Origin of the sequence: uncultured Campylobacter sp. (assembly GCF_937959485.1) — a bacterium.
Taxonomy (GTDB): Bacteria; Campylobacterota; Campylobacteria; order Campylobacterales; family Campylobacteraceae; genus Campylobacter_B.
Map to the genome: position 1 here is coordinate 91,923 of NZ_CALGPY010000007.1, position 23,857 is coordinate 115,779.

12 protein-coding genes and 1 tRNA gene are annotated in these 23,857 nt (G+C 40.9%); 12 read left to right on the forward strand and 1 reads right to left on the reverse strand.

Annotated elements, in window-relative coordinates:
- Positions 1-53: 53 nt before the first annotated feature.
- Positions 54-254: a lipoprotein gene (locus Q0380_RS06640; RefSeq protein WP_298961687.1), complete on the reverse strand. Its 201-nt coding sequence runs from the start codon at positions 252-254 to the stop codon at positions 54-56.
- 27 nt (positions 255-281) lie between these two features.
- On the opposite strand from Q0380_RS06640, the gene Q0380_RS06645 reads away from it, so the two are divergent.
- From Q0380_RS06645 to Q0380_RS06700, 12 genes are all read left to right on the forward strand, one after another.
- Positions 282-692 (forward strand): hypothetical protein, encoded by a 411-nt coding sequence (locus Q0380_RS06645; protein ID WP_298961689.1) that lies wholly within the window; start codon positions 282-284, stop codon positions 690-692.
- Positions 673-2,475 carry an excinuclease ABC subunit UvrC gene (uvrC, locus tag Q0380_RS06650; protein WP_298961691.1) on the forward strand — a complete coding sequence of 601 codons (1,803 nt, stop codon included), beginning with the start codon at positions 673-675 and terminating at the stop codon, positions 2,473-2,475. Before Q0380_RS06645 ends, uvrC begins: the two co-directional genes overlap by 20 nt.
- A gap of 165 nt (positions 2,476-2,640) precedes the next feature.
- Complete coding sequence (locus Q0380_RS06655; RefSeq protein ID WP_298961696.1) at positions 2,641-7,194, forward strand: ATP-binding protein; 4,554 nt, start codon at positions 2,641-2,643, stop codon at positions 7,192-7,194.
- A gap of 14 nt (positions 7,195-7,208) precedes the next feature.
- On the forward strand, positions 7,209-7,589 hold the full coding sequence (locus tag Q0380_RS06660; RefSeq protein ID WP_005869488.1) for a response regulator: 381 nt from the start codon (positions 7,209-7,211) through the stop codon (positions 7,587-7,589).
- 13 nt (positions 7,590-7,602) lie between these two features.
- Positions 7,603-7,679 (forward strand) — tRNA-Arg (locus tag Q0380_RS06665).
- A gap of 388 nt (positions 7,680-8,067) precedes the next feature.
- Positions 8,068-10,083: a ShlB/FhaC/HecB family hemolysin secretion/activation protein gene (locus tag Q0380_RS06670; protein ID WP_298961699.1), complete on the forward strand. Its 2,016-nt coding sequence runs from the start codon at positions 8,068-8,070 to the stop codon at positions 10,081-10,083.
- 255 nt (positions 10,084-10,338) lie between these two features.
- The gene (locus tag Q0380_RS06675; protein WP_298961702.1) at positions 10,339-18,429 is read left to right on the forward strand and encodes a hemagglutinin repeat-containing protein; all 8,091 of its coding nucleotides are present in this window, start codon (positions 10,339-10,341) and stop codon (positions 18,427-18,429) included.
- Between the two features lie 25 nt (positions 18,430-18,454).
- Positions 18,455-18,874: a DUF4279 domain-containing protein gene (locus Q0380_RS06680; RefSeq protein WP_297962257.1), complete on the forward strand. Its 420-nt coding sequence runs from the start codon at positions 18,455-18,457 to the stop codon at positions 18,872-18,874.
- A 62-nt stretch (positions 18,875-18,936) separates the two neighbouring features.
- The gene (locus Q0380_RS06685) at positions 18,937-22,335 is read left to right on the forward strand and encodes a hemagglutinin repeat-containing protein (RefSeq protein WP_298961706.1); all 3,399 of its coding nucleotides are present in this window, start codon (positions 18,937-18,939) and stop codon (positions 22,333-22,335) included.
- Positions 22,325-22,717 (forward strand): phytanoyl-CoA dioxygenase, encoded by a 393-nt coding sequence (locus tag Q0380_RS06690; RefSeq protein WP_298961709.1) that lies wholly within the window; start codon positions 22,325-22,327, stop codon positions 22,715-22,717. The genes Q0380_RS06685 and Q0380_RS06690 overlap by 11 nt, the downstream gene beginning before the upstream one ends.
- Before the next feature lie 35 nt (positions 22,718-22,752).
- Positions 22,753-23,142 carry a phytanoyl-CoA dioxygenase gene (locus Q0380_RS06695; protein WP_298961712.1) on the forward strand — a complete coding sequence of 130 codons (390 nt, stop codon included), beginning with the start codon at positions 22,753-22,755 and terminating at the stop codon, positions 23,140-23,142.
- A gap of 38 nt (positions 23,143-23,180) precedes the next feature.
- The gene (locus tag Q0380_RS06700) at positions 23,181-23,567 is read left to right on the forward strand and encodes a phytanoyl-CoA dioxygenase (RefSeq protein ID WP_298961715.1); all 387 of its coding nucleotides are present in this window, start codon (positions 23,181-23,183) and stop codon (positions 23,565-23,567) included.
- Positions 23,568-23,857: the final 290 nt, after the last annotated feature.

The window sequence follows — 23,857 nt, forward strand, 5'->3', positions numbered from 1 at the left end:
AAATTCCTTTGTAAAAATTTTTAAAAGTATAACAAAGCAAAGCTAAAAGTAGGCTATTTATCGCGTAAAATTCTAACGCCGCCTTTCGTGTCGTTTGTTTTGTTACCATCCGCGGCGGATGCCTCTGCGTTCGCGGTTTGCTCATCCGCGTCCGAGTAAAACGGCGGCCCTTTGTATCCGCAGCCGCTAAGCAAAACTAAGATAAAAAATGCTAAAATCCGTCTATGGAAAATGCAAGAGAAATAATCGCTCATATTAGAAAAAATCCTTTATATGCCAAGATGCGAGAAAGAGGCGAGTTTCTGGCGATTTTGCCGCTTAGTTGGCAAAGGCTGATCGCTTTCATCTACGTCAAAGATGGCATTTTGATGATAGCCGCGAAACACCCGGCTGGGCTTTGCGAACTAAAACGCGATAGTAATATAAATTTAATAAAAGACGTATTAAAGCGCTTCGTAGCCGCTAGAGTGACGGCGGAGCTTTGCGGCGTGTGCGATATAAAATTTTTCGTCGCAGATAGAGTAATGAGCAGAAGAAGGGCGCAAATTTATAAAGCTCATTTGCGCTGGGATGGCGAAGCTTTATCTTCAGAGCGCGCAAAAGGGGAGTTTAAAAACAAAATCCAAGATCCGCAAATTTATAAAATTTTTGAAGAGATAAGAGGGTTAATCCTTGCTAATAGAGGAGATTAAGAGCCTGCCTGCTAGCCCCGGCGTGTATCAGTACTTCGACGCCGCGGGCAAGCTGTTATACGTCGGCAAGGCAAAAATTTTAAAAAATCGCGTCAAAAGCTACTTTTCTTTCACGCCCGCTCTCGCTCCGAGCCCGCGCTTAAGTGCGCGCATCGCCAAGATGATAAGCGAGGCGGCGCATTTAGAATACATCGTAACGCCCAGCGAGAGCGACGCGCTGATACTAGAAAATTCCTTCATCAAGCAGCTTAAGCCTAAATACAACATCCTGCTGCGCGACGATAAGACCTATCCATATATCTACGTAAATTTAGACGACGATTTCCCGCGCTTTGAGATCACGCGAAAGATCGTAAAGGGCAGAAACATCAGATACTTCGGTCCCTATTTTCACGGCGCGAAGGAAATTTTACAGACGCTTTACATGCAGTTTCCGCTCGTGCAGAAGAAAAATTGCGTCAAGGGCAAGAAGGCCTGTTTGTTCCATCAGATCGGGCGCTGCGCCGCTCCGTGCGAGGATAAAATTTCAAAGCAGGATTACGCGCGTATCGTACAAAGCGCGCTTACGGCTCTAAAAAATCCGCAAAAGATGGTGCCGCAGCTTTTGGAGCGGATGGCGCGGCTTGCGCAGAGCGAAAATTTCGAGGAAGCCGCACAGATCCGCGATACGATCGAAATTTTAAAGCAGATGAACGTAAAGGTGGAGGTCGATCTGGCAAAACTCGATGATTTCGAGGTCTTTGCGATTGCCGCACGCGACGGGCTCGTCTGCGCCGTGCATTTTAGCATACGCGAGGGAAAAATTTCAGCCTCAAGCTCGCATATAATCAACTGCAAAGCCCCAAGCGCCGATGATATCGCAAACGCCTACAAGCAGATGATCTTAAGCGCCTTTCCTGCCGCGGCTCCCGTGGCGTGCGCTAAAATTTACGTTTACGACGAGTTTGACGATGCGGATCTGGTATGCGAAATTTTATCCAAGCGGCACGAAAGAGCGTTTAAAATTTACGCGCCAAAAATCGGCGAGAAGCGTAAAATTTGCGAGATTGCATATCAAAACTGCGAGATCAATATCAAAAAGCATCTAAAAACGCACGATTACGCATTTTTGCAGGAGCTGAAGGATTATTTTAATCTTACGAATTTGCCCGTAAATATCGAGGTTTTCGACAATTCGCATATGTTCGGCGCCGCAGCCGTGGGAGCTATGATAAGCTTTCAAGACGGCGAGTTTAACAAGCAAAACTACCGCCACAAGCACCTTAGCTCAAATAACGACTACGATCAGATGCGCGAGTATCTAACTAGCCGCGCGCTTAAATTTGACGAGCTCGCAGCACCCGATCTGTGGCTCATCGACGGCGGAACGGCTCTGCTAAACTTGGCAGAGGAAATAATCTGCAGCGTCGGAGCAAACGTCGATATAATCGCCATCTCTAAAGAGAAGATCGACGCTAAAGCCCACCGCGCAAAGGGAGCTGCGAAAGATAAAATTTGCACGAAGAACGGGATTTTTTCGCTGCCGACGGATGATAAAAAATTGCAGTTTTTTCAGCGACTACGCGATGAAGCGCACCGCTTTGCGATCTCGTTTCACCAAAAGAGCAAACGCAAGCTCGATCTACAAAGCTCAAAGCTGCTAAGCTTGGGCGTTAGCAAGGGAAGCCTGAAGAAGCTTTTGGACTTTTACGGCGATTTTGAGAGCATTTATGCGGCGAGCTTCGATGAGATCAGATCGCTTACGAATATCCAAACCGCCGAAAAAATTTTAAACAATCATTAACGAAAACCTAACGCAAAAAGCTATATTTAAAGATTTGTTTAGTAAAATCACCCATTAACTTTGCAGGACGGCTAAATCGTCTCCGCCTAGCGTGACGGAAGCGACTTCGTTTCTCCGGTTGAATAAAATTTAACGTCGCGTAAGCTGCGCTTTGAAGGATTTTGTATGAATTTAAATACTACAAGTGCTTTGAGACTTGTTAGCGGTATCCCGTTACTTTTGATTTTCGCGTTTGCATCATATTTCTTGTTTATCTCTTTGCAGGATTACGCCAGAGTGGGAATTTTGCAGCAGCAAATTGCTAAAAATAGCAACCTCGCGGCGTTAGTAGAGCAGGTAGATAAAGAGCGCGGTATCACTTCGGCGTTTTTGGGTAGCGAGGGAAACCCCGGTATGGGAACCCTTCTATCGGGCCAACGCAAAAAAACCGACGATGCGCTTGCAAAGTATAAAGAAAGCAAAAATATCAGTGAAAACGTCATAAAAAAGACTATTTTTGATATTTTCGCTTACGGCACCGGTAATGACGAGCTTCTGGCTGCCGAGACCGATATAGACGGTTTATTAGACAAACTTCCGCAGGTAAGAAGGGATGTCGATGCTCAAAGCAAAAGCTTCGGTGAGCTTTTCAGCTCATATTTTCAAAAATTCGATGATGATGTAAAAACAATCCAACGAGTGCTAAGAGAGGGTCTTGTAAGCTCAAATATTACCGTTTGGACGGTTTCGTTGCTTAATACTTATGAGGCGATGGATGCCACTGCATCGGAGCGCGACTATATTATCGAATACATCATCGGTAGCAAGGCTATGAATCAGGCACAGCTAAGGACTTGGGCTAGCTTCAACCTATCTAGTTCGCTTCCTAATTACTACTTCTTGCCGGAATCTGATGCCAGAGCTGCGATTTTAAAAATTCTAGACGGAGAGGAATTTCAAAACGCATTAAGAGAGACTGCTAAAATTTCAGCCACATTGCAGCAAGAAGCGGACGAGGGACATTATAGCGTGCCTTTTCAAGAGTGGTTTGCCTCTACTACACTTAAATATAAAAAGCTAAGCGAAATTTCTGAAAAGATCAATGCTGAGCTTGCAGCGCATGCCGATACTTATCTAGCGCAAAGACTAAGAAACCTATTTATTGCTCTTGGCATATGGGTTTTAGCGGCTATTTTGGTCGTTTTTGCCTTGGGTATTACAAGACGTTTAAGACAGAACGTTACCGACCTCGGCAACGTGCTTAGCCGAATCGGCGATTTGACGAATCAGCACGAGCATATCGACGTTAGGACTAGTGAGGGTGTTAACAAGGCGTATTCACTTATCGAGGATGCGCTCGATCTGATTGCATATCAAAAGGGCGCTGCGGAGGATGCCAATAAGGCAAAATCGATCTTTTTGGCCAATATGTCGCACGAGATCAGAACGCCACTTAACGGCATCATCGGCTTTACGGAGCTTCTTAAAAATACTGATCTGGATGAAGAGAAGCGCGATTACGTTGATACCATCGAAAAATCGTCCGAAAACCTTCTAACGATCATTAATAACATTTTGGATGTCTCCAAGATCGAAAGTAATAAGGTCGAGCTTGAGGATATCTTATTTAACCCTATTCAAGATTTCGAAAGCGCGGTTGAAATTTACGTAGCTAAGGCTGCCGAAAAGAATATCGACATCCTGCTCTACATCGATCCTACACTCGTGCATCATCTATACGGAGACATCACGAAGATCAAAGAGGTTCTTATCAACCTCATGTCAAATGCGGTCAAATTTACGCCTGAGCACGGCACTATCGTGGTCGAAATTTTAAGGGAGCCTAGCAAAGCTCCAGGAGAGGCGATCGTAACGTTTAGCGTAGAAGATACCGGCATTGGAATTTCTGAAGATAAGCTCGCAAATGTATTTAACGCCTTCTCTCAAGCTGACTCTACAATCACGCGCAAATATGGTGGAACGGGTCTTGGACTTACGATTTCGTCTAAATACGTAGCGATGATGGGCGGCAAGCTTCAGGTCAAATCTACCGTAGGAAAGGGTACTAGATTTTACTTCACCCTTGCTTTTAAAGAGACTCAAAAGACTGATGCAGACGCAGTATTTGAAAGCATCAAAGGATTAAATTTCGCGCTTTTAGCTGATAGCGCCGATACGATGTATAATGATATCGTTAAAAATTATATCAGCAAGCTAGGCGGTAAAATTTCGATATTTAATACGAACGCGCAGTTCCGCTCAGCGCAAAATAATAACAAATATGACGCCCTTATCACTAGATTTAAGAATTACGGCGAGGTTAGCGATATATTGAGTATGCCTACGATCTTAACTCTTAAGCCAAAAGAGCTTCAAAGTATTAGTATTTCAAATTCCAAAATTTTTACCCTTACAGAGCCTTTTAACTTAACTAAATTCGTTAAGACGCTAGATAAAATTTCAAAATCCGGAATTGCTCTAAGTAGATCGGATTTTGCTCCACAGACGCATGAGATTAAGCTGGATGCCGAGGTAGAAAAGCCTATCGTCGCTGATGAAATGATTATGGAAGAGCCGATAGTAAAAGAAAGACCTATCATCAACAAGCTCGATGAATTACGACATGCTACTACTTCGTCGGCAGACGAGCTACGCGCTATCTTGCAAAGCAGAAGGCGTACGCATGATGCCGAGGCTCATTCTGCGCATAAAGAGGAGGCTGTTAGTAAGTCTAGTATCGCTCAAGAGCTCAAAAAAGAAGCTCCTAAGGTGGAAGAGCCGGTCATTAAGCCTATAGATATCGAGCCTATGAGTGATATTAAGATTGAAAAGACAGAGCCTGAATCACCAAAGATCGATATAGATATTCCTGAAATAGTAATTCCACACGCAGGAAAGCCAAAGGTAGAGCCTTCAAGCACAAAGGATGCCCAGACCGATATCGATGAGCCTATATCTTTGGAAATCCCTGATGATTTTGTGGGGCTCAAAACACATGTAACGCAGACTCAGGCTCCTAAAGCCGAAACTCCTAGCATCGATCTTTCTGATATCGAAATAGAGCTTCCTAAGATTAAAAAAGAGGAAGAAGAAGTAAAGGTTGAGCCTGCAAAAATAGAAATTCCAAAGGCTAAGGTTGAGACGCCTAAGGCTGAGATTGAAATTCCTGATATAGATATCGATCTTTCGGATATCAAACCGAGCGCCAAGGTGCAAGAGCCTGCCGAAAAGGTTGAAATTCCAAGCGTAGAAGAAGAAATCCCTGTAGCCGTTAAAACCGAGTCTGAAATTCCTATCGCTAAAGCTTCGAAGCCTGATACTTCAAGTGTTTCTGCTCATGAAAATGAAATTTCAAATGTTAAACTTTCAGAACCTGAAAGTACAGCTGAAAAGATAATTGAGCCAGAACCTATCGCTGTTGAGCCAGAGCCGATAACAATTGAGCCTGAACTAAAACCTATCAAGCCAAAACTTGAAGAGGTTAAACAGGAGCCTTCAAATATCGAGTTTGAATCGATAACGCCAGTAGTAGAACCAGCGGCTCAAAATATTCCTGCCGAAGAGCCGAATATTGAGCCAGAGCCTGTAGATATTCCGAAGGTGGAGCCTGCTACTCAAAACGACCATGTCGAAGAGCCTGAGATCGAGCCTGTTAGCGTAAAAGTCGAACCGGTAGTTATCCAGCAGCCTGAGGAAGAGGAGATGGTCGAGGTGCCCGTTACCGTATACGAAGACGAGCAACAGGAAGAAACCATTATGGTCGAAGAGGATGTCGAAGTCGAAGAAGAGGTTGAAGTGCCGGCAGAGCGAAATCCTGCCGATGAAAATGTACCTTTGGTCAATAGAAAATATAATGCCAAAATCCTTATTGCAGAGGATAATGAGATCAATCAAAAGCTTATGAAGCATACGTTAAATAGCTTTAATATGAATTTGACGATAGTCGAAAACGGACTTTTGGCGCTGGAAGCCAGAAAAGCCAATAACGACTATGATCTCATATTTATGGATATTTCGATGCCTGTTATGGACGGTATAGAATCTACAAAGCAGATCAAGCAATACGAGCACGAAAATAATCTCCGCCACATCCCGATCGTAGCTGTTACTGCCAATGCGCTAAAGGGCGATAGAGAGAAATTTATGGCGGCGGGGCTTGACGAATACTGCACCAAGCCGATCAAAAAGGATATCTTAGCCCAAATGCTAGATAATTTTATCGGTGATAAACGATCTGATGCAGCGCCTGCCGGTGGAACTACAAAGAAGCTGGTTAAAAAGCTTGTCAAACGCCAGGTGCCTAAGACGGTCATTAAAACTGTCAAAGTGCCAAAGACGGTAATGAAGCTAGTTCCTAAAAAAAGCATAGTTTCCGATGACGTAGTGAAAGCTAAGGGTGCGCGCGTGCCGACAAAAGATATACTTATATGTAAGGCAAACATTATGGAAAGTAAAATTTTTGCCAGCATATTAAAACACCAGTATAAAGACGTAGAAATTGCGGGCAATTTCGACCAGCTTATTTCTATGGCGGCTACGGGCAGCTATAAACTTGTTTTGATTGATAAAAAGCTAGCGGGGCTAGACTTAGCGGCGTTAGAGAGCTTGCGCCGAAAAGCGCCTGTGACCAAGCTAGTTCTGTTTTCTAACGACAACGATGAAAATCCACTATTTAACGAAGTCGCTAGTTACAATATTACCAAGTCGGGTCTTGAGAAACTCGCACAAAAATATATATAAGAATGAGGTCTTAAATGAGAGATTTGAAAGTTTTAACGGTTGATGACGACGCTATAAATTTAAAGCTACTTGAAGTTATGCTAAAAAAATACGGCAAATTCCAAACCATACTCCAAGCCAAAAATGGTTTGGACGCTCTTGCCGTACTCGAAGTTCAGCCCGTTGATTTGATTTTATTAGATATCGTAATGCCTGTGATGAATGGGCTGGAATTTTTAGATAATCTTCACGCTAGAGAAAGTATAGCTCATATCCCCGTCATCGTCCTTACTACGGACGAGACCGCTAAACGAGAGGCTTTAAATAAAGGTGCTTATGACTTTATGACAAAGCCCATCAATGACAAAGATCTTCACAAAAAACTAGACGACGTTATGAATATTATCGGCGATTAAATTGCCGATTTTTGTCCTCGTAGCTCAGTAGGATAGAGCGCAAAATTCCTAATTTTGAGGCCACAGGTTCGAATCCTGTCGGGGACACCATCTATCAAATTTTCCCCCTATTTTTAGTTTTTTTGATTTTTTTGAAAGCCCTACTTTACGGCTTTTGTAAATTTTTTCAAAAAAATTTCAAATGCTAAAAACGCTAGATTATACAGGTAGTTTAAGAGAAACTACTATATTAAAAATCGAGATTCTGGGCATAATAAAATATAAAATCTCAATTAGCACTAAAATCCAAGAAGCCTTGCTCGAAAATTTAAAAAATTAGTGTATTATCGCCAATTTTAATTGATAGCTCCTAGCGGAAGACAAAGCCTATAAAAAGCGAATATATGCGAATATATGCCAATAGATGCTTTTTGTTATGCTTAAGCTATAAGGTTTTCTTTTGCGGCAATATTCCGATCGTAAAGAATAGGAGCAATCGATGTTTGATCAAAAACCATTATTCTATTATGACGATAGTAAATTTAAAGGAGCCTCTTTGCAACCCCGCGGCGTTAAAAGCGTCAAGCTTATTCTGGCCTCTATCTTTATAGGCTTAAGCCTAGCTCCTAAAGCGATTATGGCTACTCCTGCCGATATTTCGGGTGCCATAAATTCTGAAGAGCAAAGAATAAGATCAATTAGACAAGGCGCCGAGGATCCCTTCATAACGATACGCAGCGAAGAGTCTCCCGCTTCAAGCGCAACCGCGGAGCCCAAGAAAGCAGGAATTTGCTTTAAAATTTATGAGATCAAACTGATTAACGCAGAAGCGCAAAACGAGCAGAAAAATAGCGCGGATTCTAAATTTAACGAAGCGGATTACGAATCTAAAAACAAAGATGATCTGAAAACCCCAGCCGTCAATCCCAAAGACGGTGCTGGCTCGGGCGTCCTTATCTCTAAACCAAATGATGAAAACTTGGGGCGCGCGAAAATAAAAACTCTCGCTAAGTCCATCGGTTCTACCTCGAATTCCGATCATTCCGTTCCGCCCGGGTTTGAAAGAATTCTAAGTTCCACCCTAAAAGAGCTTAAATTTAAAAGCGGCGACTGCTTGGGAAGCGATGAAATTTTAGCTCTGGCAAGAGCGTATAACAATAAAATCATATCCGCAGGCTTTATTACTACCTCCGTTTCCATCCCCCAGCAAAATATCTCCTCGGGCACCCTTCTTTTAGCTCTGCATCCCGGACGCATAGGCGAGATATCGCTTGAGCCCGGCTCTGAAGCTAAGAACCAAAGAAGCATCTTTACCGCATTCGGCGGCGATAAGAGGGGAGAGATTTTAAATTTAAGAGATCTGGAGCAGGCTATGGAAAATTTCAATGCCGCTTCAAGAAGCGAGGCGGAGATAAGCTTAAGCCCTTCCGCAAAGCAGGGCTACTCCGATATCAATATCTCTAAACAGCAAAGCTCTCCTCTACTGCTTAGACTAAGCGCGGATAATCTGGGCTCCAAATCTAGCGGCAAATACCAAGGCGCGACCATGCTTTACGGCTTAAATTTACTCGGATTAAACGAGAGCGTATTTGCTTCTTACGGTAGGAATTTTTTAAGAGGAGATAAAAAATCTTTAGGGGATGATAGCAAAAGCGGCAGATCAGCTAACTACTACGCAGGCTTTAGTATACCTTTCGGATACTTCTCTCTATCCTTTTGGCAGAACAAATACACCTACGATCAAATAGTACCGGGAACGTATGAGCTTTATACCTATAGTGGAAGCAGCGTTAGAAGAAATTTGGATCTTAACTACGTATATTTTAGAAATCAAAACTCCAAAAATTCTCTGTTTTTTAGAATTTGGCAAAAAAAGTATAAAAACTATATACAAGATTATGAACTTAGCAACCAAAGAAAGCGTGAAGGCGGCTATGAGGCGGGACTAAAATCTAAGGTATTTTTTGATAACTCTTCAGTAGAGATGATGCTTTCGTACCTAAAATCCACAGGGGCGTTTAACGCTCTAAGAGCTCCCGATGAAGACTTCGGCGGCGGAAGCTCAAGGTACCATTTGATAAACGCCGCGTTAAATTTTAAAACCAGATCCTCCGCTATCCCTTTAAGCTACGAACTGGAGCTTTACGCAAGAAGAGCCAGTACTCATCTTAGCCCCATAGATAGGCTAAATATCGGCGGATACTATAGCGTTAGAGGGTTTGACTCTCAGATGAGCCTGCTTGGAGATAGCGGTTTTTATATAAGAAATACCTTGGAATATAAGTATTTTAAAAATAACGGCGTCTACCTGGCCTTTGATGTTGGCAAGCTTAGCTCTAAGGGAAAAGATTATCCAGCAGAGGGCGAAATGCTTAGCGGAGGAGGCGTGGGCCTTAGAGGAAATATTTCAGGCTCTTTTAGCTATGATCTTTTGGTAGCTTTCCCTATTAGCAAACCGGAAAATTTTAAAACGGACAGTCCCGCTTTAAATTTCTCTTTAAGCTACGACTTTTAAATTTAGTGAAATTTTATCGGCGCTTACCGCGGCGTTTAATATAAACGAAGACTATATAACGCTTAGTAAATTTTAATAACTATTTTAGCGCAGATACGCCATACTAAGAGCCGAGAAATAGCAATCCTGCGCCCAGACCGAACTCCAAAGTTAATTCAAACAAATTTTAAATAAAATATCCGAAATTTACTATTTTTTTAAGAAAGTATTCAAGAAATTTAAGATATAAACCCATCGCAAACGGAGGTTATTAGTATGCAAATTTTATGTTTAAGCTCTATTTTTAATGGCGCAAGGCGTCTTAGCGCCCCTACTGATACAAAAGAATATTTCGGCGTCTTTACCCAAGCGAAGAAACGCCTTGCCGCTCTTTTGCTTATTGGTTTGCTGGCTCCCTGTTTTTCATATTGCGAGATAATACCCGATAACTCCGCTCCCGTAAATCATAGAGCTTCGGTGTCTCAAACTCCGAATGCTCCCGCCACTCAAATAGATATCGCCTCTCCTAACGATAAGGGGATTTCTATCAACGAATACTCCAAGCTTAACACTCCTAAAGAGGGCACGGTATTTAATAACTCTCAAGGCGGAGCTATAAGTAAAACTGCAGGCTATATACCGCCAAATCCGAGGCTCAATCGCGGCGAAGCTAAGCTTATAATCAATCAGGTAAACTCGCCTCTTCCTTCAAATTTACAGGGTAATATTGAGATAGCGGGCAGAAAAGCCGATCTTATCATCGCTAATCCTAGCGGTATCAACGTAAACGGCGCTACCATAATAAATTCCTCCTCCACTACGTTAAGCACCGCCAAACCCACCTATGAAAACGGACATCTTAAATCTCTAAACATAAGCAAAGATGGCTCTATAAATATAGGAGCGAACGGCCTAAACGATAACGGGGATTATTTAAACGTAATATCTAATAGTCTAAAGCTGGAGGGTAAAATTTACGCAAACGAGATCAACGTAGTAGCGACCGACGGTAAGGTATCTTTAAAAAATACAAACTCCGGATTGAGGCAGGATAATCTAAAGATCGAGCAAGAAGGAGGATCGCATCCTAAGGGCGTATCCATAGACTCCTCAGCCCTAGGAGGAATGTATGCGGGCAAGATAAATATAATATCTACTAAAGATGGAGCGGGCATCAACAATAAGGGGGCTATCTTAGCGGACAGCTCTTTAAAGATAGATGCTAACGGAGATCTGATAAATGAAGGAAAGCTGGGTTCCAACGGACAGGCTCAAATCAGCTCAAAGACCATCTCCAACCAAAAGGGCTCTAAAATTTCAGCCTCCAATCTGGATATAAAAGCCCCCTCGGTAGAAAACAGAGGAAATATACAGGCTAATACTCTAAAGCTAAAAGCGGATAGACTAGATAATATAAAAGGCACCATAAGCTCAAGCTCCGCCTTAAAGATAGAGGCGAAAAGCCTAAGCAACAAAGATAGAGCCGTAATAGGAGCGGCTAAGAGCGAAAGACTAAAGGAGTTAAGCTTAGATGAGAGCAGAGACTCTTTTAAAACAGGAGCTATTCCTCCTTCCAAAAACGAGCTTAGCATAATAAGCGCGGATCATATATCAAATATAGGCGGAGCGATACTTTCAAACGAAAGCTATTTAGATATAAAAGAGAGTCTCTTAAACGATAATAGCCTAATGGTATTAAGGGCGTTGGATTCTGAAATTCCAAATTTTTATAACCTTTCAGGTTCTACCTTTATAGTACAAGAGGGCTTAAGCTTGCGCGGCAACAATCTACGCAACGAAAGCTCAAAGATCATCTCCCTAGGAGGCGCTCTTTTAGGCTACGACAGTATAGATAACTCCAAAGGCTCTATCCTAAGTGGGGGAAATTTAATCATAAACAAAGGCGCTCTTAATAATGAAGAGGGGCTTATAAGCTCCAAAGGGGATCTCGCTTTAAACCTAGATAGTCTTAGCGCTTTAGGTAAGCTAAGCTCTGACGGTAGTTTATATCTAGGGCTAAAGGACGATTTGAGCTATAACGGAGGGATCTACGCAAGCGGCGATATATACTTAAACCTACAAGGAAATTTTATCGCCTTGCAAAGGCTGATTTCCAATAAAGATCTGATCATAAACGCAAAGGGTATCAAAAACGAAAGCATCATAGCCGCACTTGGAAATTTAGCTTTAAAAGCAAAGGAGCAAATTTTAAATTTAGGCTCTTTAATCGCGCGCGGCAAGCTGATAACAAACTCTGAAAGTTTAATAAACAAAAAAGCCCTCGTTTATGCGCAAGACGGCATAGCTTTAAACGCTAAAAATATCCTCAATCAAGACGCGTCCAATATACTTAGCGGAGGGGATATAGTTATAAATACGAGCTTTCTTAGCAACGAAGCGCTATCTAATATCATCTCTCAAAGAAATTTAAATATTTTTAATGAAAGAGGTGGGGAGGGCAAGGCTGACGAGATAACCAACGCCTCCTCTTTGATATATGCAAGGGGCACTCTTAATATCGGCGCTAAAAAGCTAAACAACCGCTCGGTTAACGAGCCCGTAAAGAGGGTTCAAAGCACCGGTTATAATATAGATTTTACCTGCAATGGCGATGGCTGGGGTTGCAGCGGCGTAGCCATCCCTTTAAAGGTCAATGCGGCGGAGATAAAAGAGCGCATCCTTAAGCAAAATCCTAATATTAGCCAGGACGAGCTAAACGCTAAGATCATGGAGGAGCTTAGCAAGCAAGATATGAATCTATATGTATTAAGCTTATATAAAAATACTAGGCTTCCGGGGGAGGATACTAGGCTATATGACGCTATAACGTTAAGCTTAAAAGATAATCTCTTCGGCATAAGAAGAAGCAAGCCTCATAAGAAGGAGAGGTTAAGGCAGATAAGCTACAGCATCAATAAAGAGTATATAACGGAAGATAGCCTAAGTAAATTTATGGGCTCAAACATAATCTCCGCAGGGGATAGTAACCTTAACATAGATGAGCTAAATAACGATAAGAGCGTAATTTATGCCTATAACGATCTATCTTTAAATGTAAAGAGCCTAAACAACCGCTCTTTAAGTCTAAATCATAGTATAACGAGCCAGGCGGAGTATAGATGGAAACATAAAAGCCACGGCGGTAAAGGTGGCTATAGCGACCAAAAGAATATCTACTACTCCCAGCCTGCTATTGCCTCCATAATAGGAGCTAAAAAGGATATAAAAGGCTACGCGGGCGATATTTCAAATTTAAACTCACACGGGCAGATAAACTCTGGTAACGCTCCTACTCTTATAAAGGAAGCTTTTTCTAAAATAGATTACTCCCTAATAGGCAAGGGGCTCCTTAATCCTAACGCTTTAAATCTCAATAAAAACGATCTTGCGCCTAGCCTTAATAACGAAGCGGATATGCAAGATATCATTAGACCTAGCTATATAAACAATCTCTTTTCGCCTATAAGCAGTAAATTTTATAATACCTTCTACGTTTATAGCGAGCTGATACCGGATTTTTCATACATGCACAATAAGCTAAGCTTGCTTTATGATAAAAAAAGGACGTCCTTGAACTCTTCAGAGGAGGAAGATGACGGTACCTTACTTAGCTCCGCACCCTCTTTAATATACGCAGGAGGCAATATAAATTTAAGCGTAAATGGCGATCTTAGAAACGAAGGGATAATCTACGCGGGATCAAATATGAACCTAAAAGCCGGCAGCGTATCAAATTTAAACTCCGCCTCCATTATCGCCGCAAACGCCCTAAGCATATCGGCTAATAAGGATATAATAAACACATCCTCTTTGATACAAGGACGCAGCGTAAGCTTAAATGCGGGCAGAGATATAGTACATAAAACCCTAAGTAAAGAGATAAGCTTAAATAGAGCCTACGGCGATCAAAGCAGCACCTATATAGGCACTATCTCAAATATAAAATCTATCGAAGGCGACGTAGCATTAAATGCAGCTCGTGATATAACCGTAACCGGAGCAAGCATAGACTCTGCTGCAAATTTAATCCTAAACGCCGCAAAGGACGTAAATATAAATAGCGCGGAGGAGAAGCTAAGCTATAATTTTAAAAGCAAGGGCGGATACTATAAAGAGGATATCGTTAAGAATACAAGCTCCAAACTTAACTCCAAAGATAATATCTTAATAAAAGCAGGCGGTATAGCCATAAGCGGAGCGGATATTAATGCTCATAACGGAGATGCTTTGCTACAGGCAAAGAACTCCATAAATCTAAGTGGGGATATCGATAGCAACTACTACGAGAGCGAATTTAAAGAAAAGGGCTTTGCGTCTAAAAAAAGCACTACTACTAAAGCTTTAAATCAAAGCGTAGTACCAACTAGCATAAGGGCTAAAAATATAATGCTTAGCTCGCAAGAAGCGGATATCAATATAGCGGGCTCTGCGTTAAAAGCTAAAGAAGCCATAGATATGCAGGCGGGAAACAATATAAATATATCGCCTCTAAGCTATAACTCCTTAAACTATAAAAATAGCTCCAAATCCTCTTTGGGCGGATTGAAAGCTAGTATGGATATGCACTCGCTTTATAAACGAAATTTGCAAAGCTCCTCCCTATCGAGCGAAACGGGAGATATAAACTTAAGAGCAAAGAACGATCTAGGCCTAATATCTGCGGATATTTCAAGCGGACGCAATCTAAACTTAGGCGCGGGAAATTCCATAAATATCCTAGCGGCCAAGGAGTATAAAGAGGAGCTAAGCGCCCATAAAAGAAGGAGGTTCAATCCTATATCGGTTCTAAACTATCCCGTAACGATAGCGGCTTCCGTGGGAGCAATGGATAATATCGCATTAGAGGCCGGGATAGAAAAGATAGGCGGTAGTAACTTTACTGAGATATATAGATCGGATTATAATAGCAAGCAGGTAAAAGAAGGTATATCTAAACTATCCGATATCAAAGCCGCGGGCGATATAGGCTTAAACTCTCCTACAGCTTTTATAACTTCAAATATGAAAGCGGGCGGAGATATAAATGTAGACGCTAAAAACCTAACGATATCCGCAGCCGCTAACGAATATAGCGAGCACAATGTAGCAAAAAGTTCCTCGCTATCCATTACCAAGGCAAGGGATGCATTAAAGCAGATGAAGCCTAAGTCCATAGATGAATTTAAGAAGGACACTAGTATCAAAGTAAAGTTAGCCGATGCATCATACGATAAATCCAATACGAACTTATACGGTACCGAGACCGTCTCTTCTAATATGGAAGCTAAAAACATAACTCTTAGAGGGGATAATAGCCTAAGCGTTATAGGTTCAAGCTTAAAGGCCGAAGAGGATCTTAACTTAATATCCAAAGATGGAAATATAAATATAATAAATTCCACCGATACCGCAAGCTCCTCATCTAGCTCTAAGCATCTGGAAGGATCCCTATCTCTTACCGTACAAAACGAATACGCCCAGATTGCTCCTGCGGCTATCGCCTTGCAAGAAGCGATAAAACAGCTAAATCAGACCAAAAAGCAATATAAGGAGTATAAGGATCAGAAAAATGCTCTACAAGACAAACTCGTCGAGTTAAAGAACCGCTATAAGGCTAAAGAGGTAGGCATAGACTACTCCGATATCGAAGACCTACAAAACATAATAGAGGACGTAAAGGACGAGGAGAAATACTATCTATCAAATATCGCTCTGGCTACTGCCAACGTAGCCTCTAAAACCGCCGCCCTCATCTCCCAAGGAGCCGCCGCATCCTCTAGCTGGGTTACTTGGGGCTTTAGCGTAGGCGCCTCCGCAGAGCTTAGCGGAACCACTTCCAAAGATAGCTCTAAATCAAGTAACTCCGTAGCCTCTAATCTTAGCGGCAAGAATATTAAAATTTTAACTGATAGCAATAAAGATACCTCTATAAATATCAAAGGCTCAAATTTATATGCTAATAATGATATATACCTAAACACCCATAATCTATTTATGGATGCTTCGCAAGATAGCTATGAGGCTAAACAAAGCTCTAAAACCATAAGCGGAAGAGTATCTGCTACTATGTATGGAGGCGGAGGAGGAAGCGCAGGGCTTGATTACTCTAAAAGCAATATGAAAGAGCAAAGCCTTAGCCACAATAATGCTAAAGTTTATGCAGGGCATAATATATATGCCTTAGCTAGTAACGACGCTTTAATAAAAGGAGCAAACCTTAGAGCGGATAACGCCTTAGCTTTAAAGGTAGGACATGATCTAAGCCTTCATAGCTTAAGGGATAGCTATAATTACGATAGCAAATCAAGTTCCATAGGGGCAGGCATAGGCATAAGCGGAACTAAAACAACCTCCGATCCGGACAATCCCTATGACATAAGCAACAACATAGTAAGGTATAAGGATTCTAAGCTTTCAAGCATAAACGCCAACTACTCCAGATCCAAATCAAGCACTACGGTAAAACAGACCGTGCTATCTAGTATAACTGCTAAAGAGCTAAACATAGAGGTAGGATCTAACACAGATCTAAAAGGTTCGTTAATAGCCGCAGGCTACTATGATGAGAATGGAAACTTCATAGATAACGGCAAGCTTAGATTAAAAACAGACAGCCTAACATTCTCAAATTTAAGTAACACTAGATACGACAAATCAAATTCTTTAAGCATAGGGGCAAATTATGCTTTTAAAGATCCGCAACAGGGAAGCGAAAGCAAAGAGAACGATACCCAAGCTAAGGATAGCCAAAACGCTCAATCTAAAGAAAGCTCTACCGATCCTAAGTCTAAAATTTCATCGATTAACTACGCTAATAATAGAAACCTATCCTACTCTATGAGTAAGAGCTTAGCTACTATAGGCAGAGGAGAGCTTATAGTAGGAGATAAAGATATAAGCTCTTTAAGCAAAGATGAGCTTGCTTCTTTACAATCTGATCCTAACAATAAAGCTCTATATAACTCAGACGATCTTACGAGATTAAACAGAGACAGCTCTAAGCTAAGCAAGGAGCTATACTCTACTAAGCTAAACTCTAACGTTGATGCAAGCGTGGATATGAGGCTCTTTAGCGAAGGGGGAAGGAATGAGATAAAGGATGAGCTTAATAGGGGTAGTGCGATAGACGAAGCGATAAATTTAATAGCCACTACCGAGAATGCGAAAGTCTCTAAAATATTTGATTATATCGGAGGCTTTACTAGCGGATACGATAAAGATAGTATGTCGCTTGCGGCAAATCTTGACGTACTAAACGATCCTAGTGCCGATATATTTAAAAAGCAACGAGCCGCACAGGATATAGCAAATCAAATGGGGGTAAAGGTTAAATTTGCCAATCTAAATAGAGGAAGCGGAGGAAAATTTAACTCAGACGATCCGAATGCCGTATATATCAATACGAAGCACATTAGCAATGCGAAAGAATTTATGACATCTTTGCGACACGAGCTTGTTCATCGCAGCGATAATAAACGAGGCTCTTTCATACCTAAAGATCCCGCGCAAAATCAATTCGCTACCAACTATGCCCTAGGCATGTTAAGTATGTCGGAAAAGGCTTTAAGATTAAACGGTAGAAGCCTTAACGACTATTCGCCCAAAGTAAATCCTAACGATAAAACCGTAGTAGCCGATACCAGATACTTTTACTCGCTGGACCAGAGGAAGAGTGATGATGCTGCTGTGGCAGCTGTTCTGCCTATTATAGAGGCAGCCTCCGCTTCTATCTTTTTTATTAAGACTAGACAGTTATCAAAAGATTTTGGAAATTGGTTAACAAATTGGTATGAAGGCGATCAATACAATGCTTACTGGAATTATCCTGGAAAATATCCTGACAATGGCGGCACTACAAAGGAACGATCAAACATAAATTATGATAGAATTCTAAACGATTTAGAAAATAAAAATATACAGGCAAGAAGCTGGGACAAAAATGATCATATAAAAATATTCCCTAAAAATAGAGAAGAAAAACTACCATACACTCAAATGCCTCAATCGCCTATAAAACCAGAATTAACGATCGGCGGCGGAGTGCAGCTACAAAAAGAGCGCGGAGGACGTCCTTACACTCAAGTACCTCAATCGCCTATAAAACCCGAATTAACGATCGGCGGCGGTATTCAGGGTAGAGAAACGGGATTTGGGGAGAATATACGTTATGCAGACAATGCAAAAGATGCCAAAAGAGTTGGTAGTAACGCAGCGGCAAATGAGTTAGCAAAAACACGAGATTATGCAGATGCGCATGCTCTAAAAGAAGCGAATTTAGATGGTCAATTTGATAAAATACCTTCACATTATGATATATATTATCATAAGGAAAGTAAAACTATATTTTTGAAGCATAAAACTACCGGGCGAATGATAGAAGCCCAGTAAATTTGTAAATTTATGAGGAGCATAAATGACTACTATGTATGTTGCTTTTTATTTATCGTCGGATAAATATAACTTTGATTTTTCGGACTTGATCCTAGATGAGAAGACCAATGAATATAAAATTAGTTATATAAAAAAATATAAAATCGGCGACATAGATGAAAGGCGCGGCAAGGTTAGAAATAGCTGTAGATGGCTATGCTATACTGCCAAGAAAGAGTGCGTATTTACAAGCGATGCCTTAAAAGATTTGTATGAAATTTTAAAAACGAACTTCGATGATATCAAAAAGAGGGTATCGGAATTAAATTTAGACGCCAATATCGATATAGTGATAGATATGACAGAAAAGGACGATATATATTCCATCGACTTTAGTAAAGAAATGATAAAAATGTGCGCCGAACTAAATGCCGATGTCTGCGTAGACGGGATATATTATTAATTTGTGTGGGGAGAGAGACGGCGTAGAAAATAAATTTCTAATACCCTGCTCAAAAGGTAAAAATGAATAAATTTATAAAGCAGCTTTCTTTCTTTACCCTTGCTCTTTTAACCGCCGCCCTCATCTCCCAAGGATCTGCCGCATCCTCTAGCTGGGTTACCTGGGGCTTTAGCGTCGGCGCCTCCGCAGAGCTTAGCGGAACCGCTTCTAAAGATAGCTCTAAATCAAGCAACTCCGTAGCCTCTAATCTTAGCGGCAAGAATATTAAAATTTTAACCGATAGCAATAAAGATACCGCTATAAATATCAAAGGCTCAAATTTATATGCTAATAATGATATACACCTAAGCACTCATAATCTATTTATCGATGCTTCGCAAGATAGCTATGAAGCTAAGCAAAACTCTAAAACCGTAAGCGGAAGAGTATCTGCTACTATGTATGGAGGCGGAGGAGGAAGCGCAGGGCTTGATTACTCTAAAAGCAATATGAAAGAGCAAAGCCTTAGCCACAATAATGCTAAAGTTTATGCAGGGCATAATATATATGCCTTAGCTAGTAACGACGCTTTAATAAAAGGAGCAAACCTTAGAGCGGATAACGCCTTAGCTTTAAAGGTAGGACATGATCTAAGCCTTCATAGCTTAAGGGATAGCTATAATTACGATAGCAAATCAAGTTCCATAGGGGCAGGCATAGGCATAAGCGGAACTAAAACAACCTCCGATCCGGACAATCCCTATGACATAAGCAACAACATAGTAAGGTATAAGGATTCTAAGCTTTCAAGCATAAACGCCAACTACTCCAGATCCAAATCAAGCACTACGGTAAAACAGACCGTGCTATCTAGTATAACTGCTAAAGAGCTAAACATAGAGGTAGGATCTAACACAGATCTAAAAGGTTCGTTAATAGCCGCAGGCTACTATGATGAGAATGGAAACTTCATAGATAACGGCAAGCTTAGATTAAAAACAGACAGCCTAACATTCTCAAATTTAAGTAACACTAGATACGACAAATCAAATTCTTTAAGCATAGGGGCAAATTATGCTTTTAAAGATCCGCAACAGGGAAGCGAAAGCAAAGAGAACGATACCCAAGCTAAGGATAGCCAAAACGCTCAATCTAAAGAAAGCTCTACCGATCCTAAGTCTAAAATTTCATCGATTAACTACGCTAATAATAGAAACCTATCCTACTCTATGAGTAAGAGCTTAGCTACTATAGGCAGAGGAGAGCTTATAGTAGGAGATAAAGATATAAGCTCTTTAAGCAAAGATGAGCTTGCTTCTTTACAATCTGATCCTAACAATAAAGCTCTATATAACTCAGACGATCTTACTAGATTAAACAGAGATAGCTCCAAACTAAGCAAAGAGCTATACTCTACCAAGCTAAGCTCTAACGTCGATGCAAGCGTGGATATGAGGTTGTTTAGCGAAGGGGGAAGGGAAGAGATAAAAAGGGATTATGAAGACGCCTCTACCATATACGATGCCATATACCAAATAGCAACTACCGATAGAGTTAGTATTAAAGACTTTTTCAGTGAAAACGGCAAAGGCTTTATGACGATAAACGCAGTAAGGCAAGAGCTAGCAAACAATCCCGAGCTAAGAGGGATGCTACAAAGCGATGAGCTTTCTGATCAAGAAAAACAAGCCATAACGCAAAACATCACAAGACAGGTAATGCTAAATTTAGGCTACATCCCTAATCAAACAAAGACCATCTATACCGATGAGACCGGTAGAGACGGTAAGCAGATAATGGGCTTTTACTCCTTGCAGACCGGGCGCAGCTATATCAATATAAAAAACAATGAAAGCACAAAGGATCTAGTCGCTACCTCCGCTACAGAAAGCCAAAGAGCTATGGATCATCAAAGAGGCATAGACTTCCTCCAAAACGAAGACGACCATTCTACTTATTCAAGAAATTTCGGAAACGCAGTCGCTAGATACTACGGATATGCTATTAGCTCATACGGCAGTGGCTATGGCTCAGCTAAGATAAATAATAGGGGTAGCATTAATCAAAACTACTACGCAAGCAACAATAAAGAATTCTCTAGACTAGATAAACAGAAGGGAGCAAATAGGCAGTTACATCAGGAAGAGGTGGAGTGGCTAAACGATAAGCAAAAAATAGCTAAATTTAAAGACTACATTCAAAAGGCTACCTCTAAGAGATATACGGACGATGAAGCAAAAAAGATACTGGCTAAAGGGGGAATATCTTTAAGCGATGAATCTTTTAACGAAGCCTACAAAGAAAGCTTAAGCGATGATGAGCTAGCGGATATAGGCTTGGCTAAGGAGTATATCAAACAAAGCGACTTCTATAATAAAGACCTAGACGGAACAAATGCCTTTAATCCTACTGCTTCTCAGTATGCGGAGAGGTATATGTATCTAAATGGCTTCATTAATAATCAAAATTTCTACATTGATAATCTAAAAGTAGATAAGCCTTTTCTAGATGATATAGCCGGTTTCGGGAAAGGCTTTATTTCTGGAGGATGGAATTTTATTTCTAATTCGGTTGAAGGAGCATATGATACTGCTAAAGGAGCATATAATAAGATAGCTACAGAAGGTATATACAATTTAGCCGTTGAAGGAAAGCGCAAACTAGCTAGTATCGATCCGATAGAAGTGGCAAAGGGCGCAGCAAACTATATGTCGGATACCTTTGACTCGGCGCAAATCGGCTTTTATAAGGGCAATTTAGATATGGTGCTGGCAGACTATGAAGCCGTAACCAAAAGGGATACCGAGGCCGCAGCTTCACTACTCCCTGTCTCTAAAGGTGCAAAGGCAGCAGAGGGCTTAAAAAATATCGAGAAGGTGATTCCTGACGGTAAGACTATGGGAAATGCCAAGTTAGCAAAAGCCCAGGGTGGAGATATTGGTGGAGCCGCAATAAAAGGGACACCCGAAAACAAGATTGCTAAGCCTGCGCTATCTAAAGAGCAGGTAAAGAGAGTATTTGTAGATAGTAAAAGTGCAAATTCTGATCTAGCTACTTTAGTGAATAACATAAAAGCGGATTATATAGTTACATCAAAAGGGATTACATTTAGCGTCAAAGATCTTAAAAATCTATTAGCTTTACAAGGAACATCAAAAAATGTAGGAAAGTGGGAAGGTCTAACAGGCGCATCATTTGAAGAGATATTCTCAAGAGCGCCGAAAGACTGGAAAGTAGTACTACAAAATGACGGTAATGGAATAAAATTTGTGGAAATTGTAGATGGAAAAAAGATAGACAGGGTCAGAATACATGCACCGGAAAATAATCCAGATTTACCAAGCACTGCAAATACCAATAATGGATGGGTTTTAAGAATTCATGCTAGTAGGAAAAAGTATTTTGATGATTCCGGTAAAATATTAGGACGTAATACTGATGAAACCCATATCCCAATAAAAGGAAACCCAAATGCAAATTGACGGAAAAGAGATATTTGAGAAAGGCGGTCTTATGTTTTATTTAAGCCTAATGGCTTCTTTTGAATACCAGGATAAATATATCGCTCATCCTACGGCTAAATATTATGAAAGTCCATCTGAAATGGCAGATCTTTTATATACCGAATGCGAAAATGCTTTATTGGAGCGGTTTGAATTTTGTTTCCTGCCATACGAGAGAGATGCACTAAAAGAACTTATGGAGCTTATGAATAAATATCTTAAAGACGGCAGCTTGCTGGAAGGCATAGGCGAATATCTAGTCTATCATAATAAATCCTGGATAGAGGTCAGAGAGCTAGCTCTAAAAACAATCCATATTTTTGGCTACGAGCTTGACGACTTTGACTACGACCCTGATTGAGGTCGAAATCCACATCCCAATAAAAGGAAACCCAAATGCAAATTAACGGAAAAGAGATATTTGAGAAAGGCGGTCTTATGTTTTATTTAAGCCGAATGGCTTCTTTGGAACATCAAGATAAATATCTAGTGCATGCCACAGCTAAATCTTACGAAGACCCATCAGAAATGGCGGAACTACTATGTGATGAATGCTGGCGAGCCCTTGACGAAAAATTTGAATTCTGCTTCTTACCCTATGAAAGAGAGATCTTAAAAGAGCTTGCAGAGCTTATTTATAAATACTTTAAAGATCAAAGCCTGCTAGAAGGAGATACCTACGATTATCTAGTCTATCAGAACAAATCCTGGATAGAGGTCAGAGAGTTGGCCTTAAAGACCTTGCATATTTTCGGATATGATTTAGGTGACTTTGATCTGTATTAAGCTCACGGAGCCAGCACTTAAATAAAAAGGAAACCCAAATGCAAATTAACGGAAAAGAGATATTTAAGAAAGGCACTCTTATGTGCCGCCTAAGTCGAATGGCTTCTTTGGAGTATCAGGACAAATATATCGTTTATCCCACAATCAATAAATATGAAGATCCGTCGAAAATGGCAGAACTTTTATATACCGAATGCAGAAACGCTTTATTGGAGCAATTTGAATTTTGCTTCCTGCCATACGAGAGAGATGCACTAAGAGAGCTTATGGAGCTCATAGATAGATACTTTAAAGATCAAAGCCTACTAGAAGGCGTATGTGAATATTTGATCTATCATAATAAATCATGGGTAGAAGTCAGAGAGTTAGCCTTAAAGACTTTGTATACCTTCGGATATGATTTGGAAGACTTCGACTATGATTAAACTCGGATTAGACCAGGCAGAATGAAATTTATCCTATATATCTTTAATCTGCTGCTATGCCTAAGTGCCTGGGCTTCTATAGATATTAATGGCATAAGCAATAGCAAATCTAGCTCCATAGCAGCAGGTATAGGCATAAGTGGAACTAAAACAAACTCCGATCCGGACAATCCCTTTGACATAAGTAACAACATAGTAAGCTATTCAAATTCCAAACTCTCAAGCATAAACGCTAACTACTCTAGATCAAAATCAAGCACTATAAAATTTAAAAATTCCCAACAAGGAAA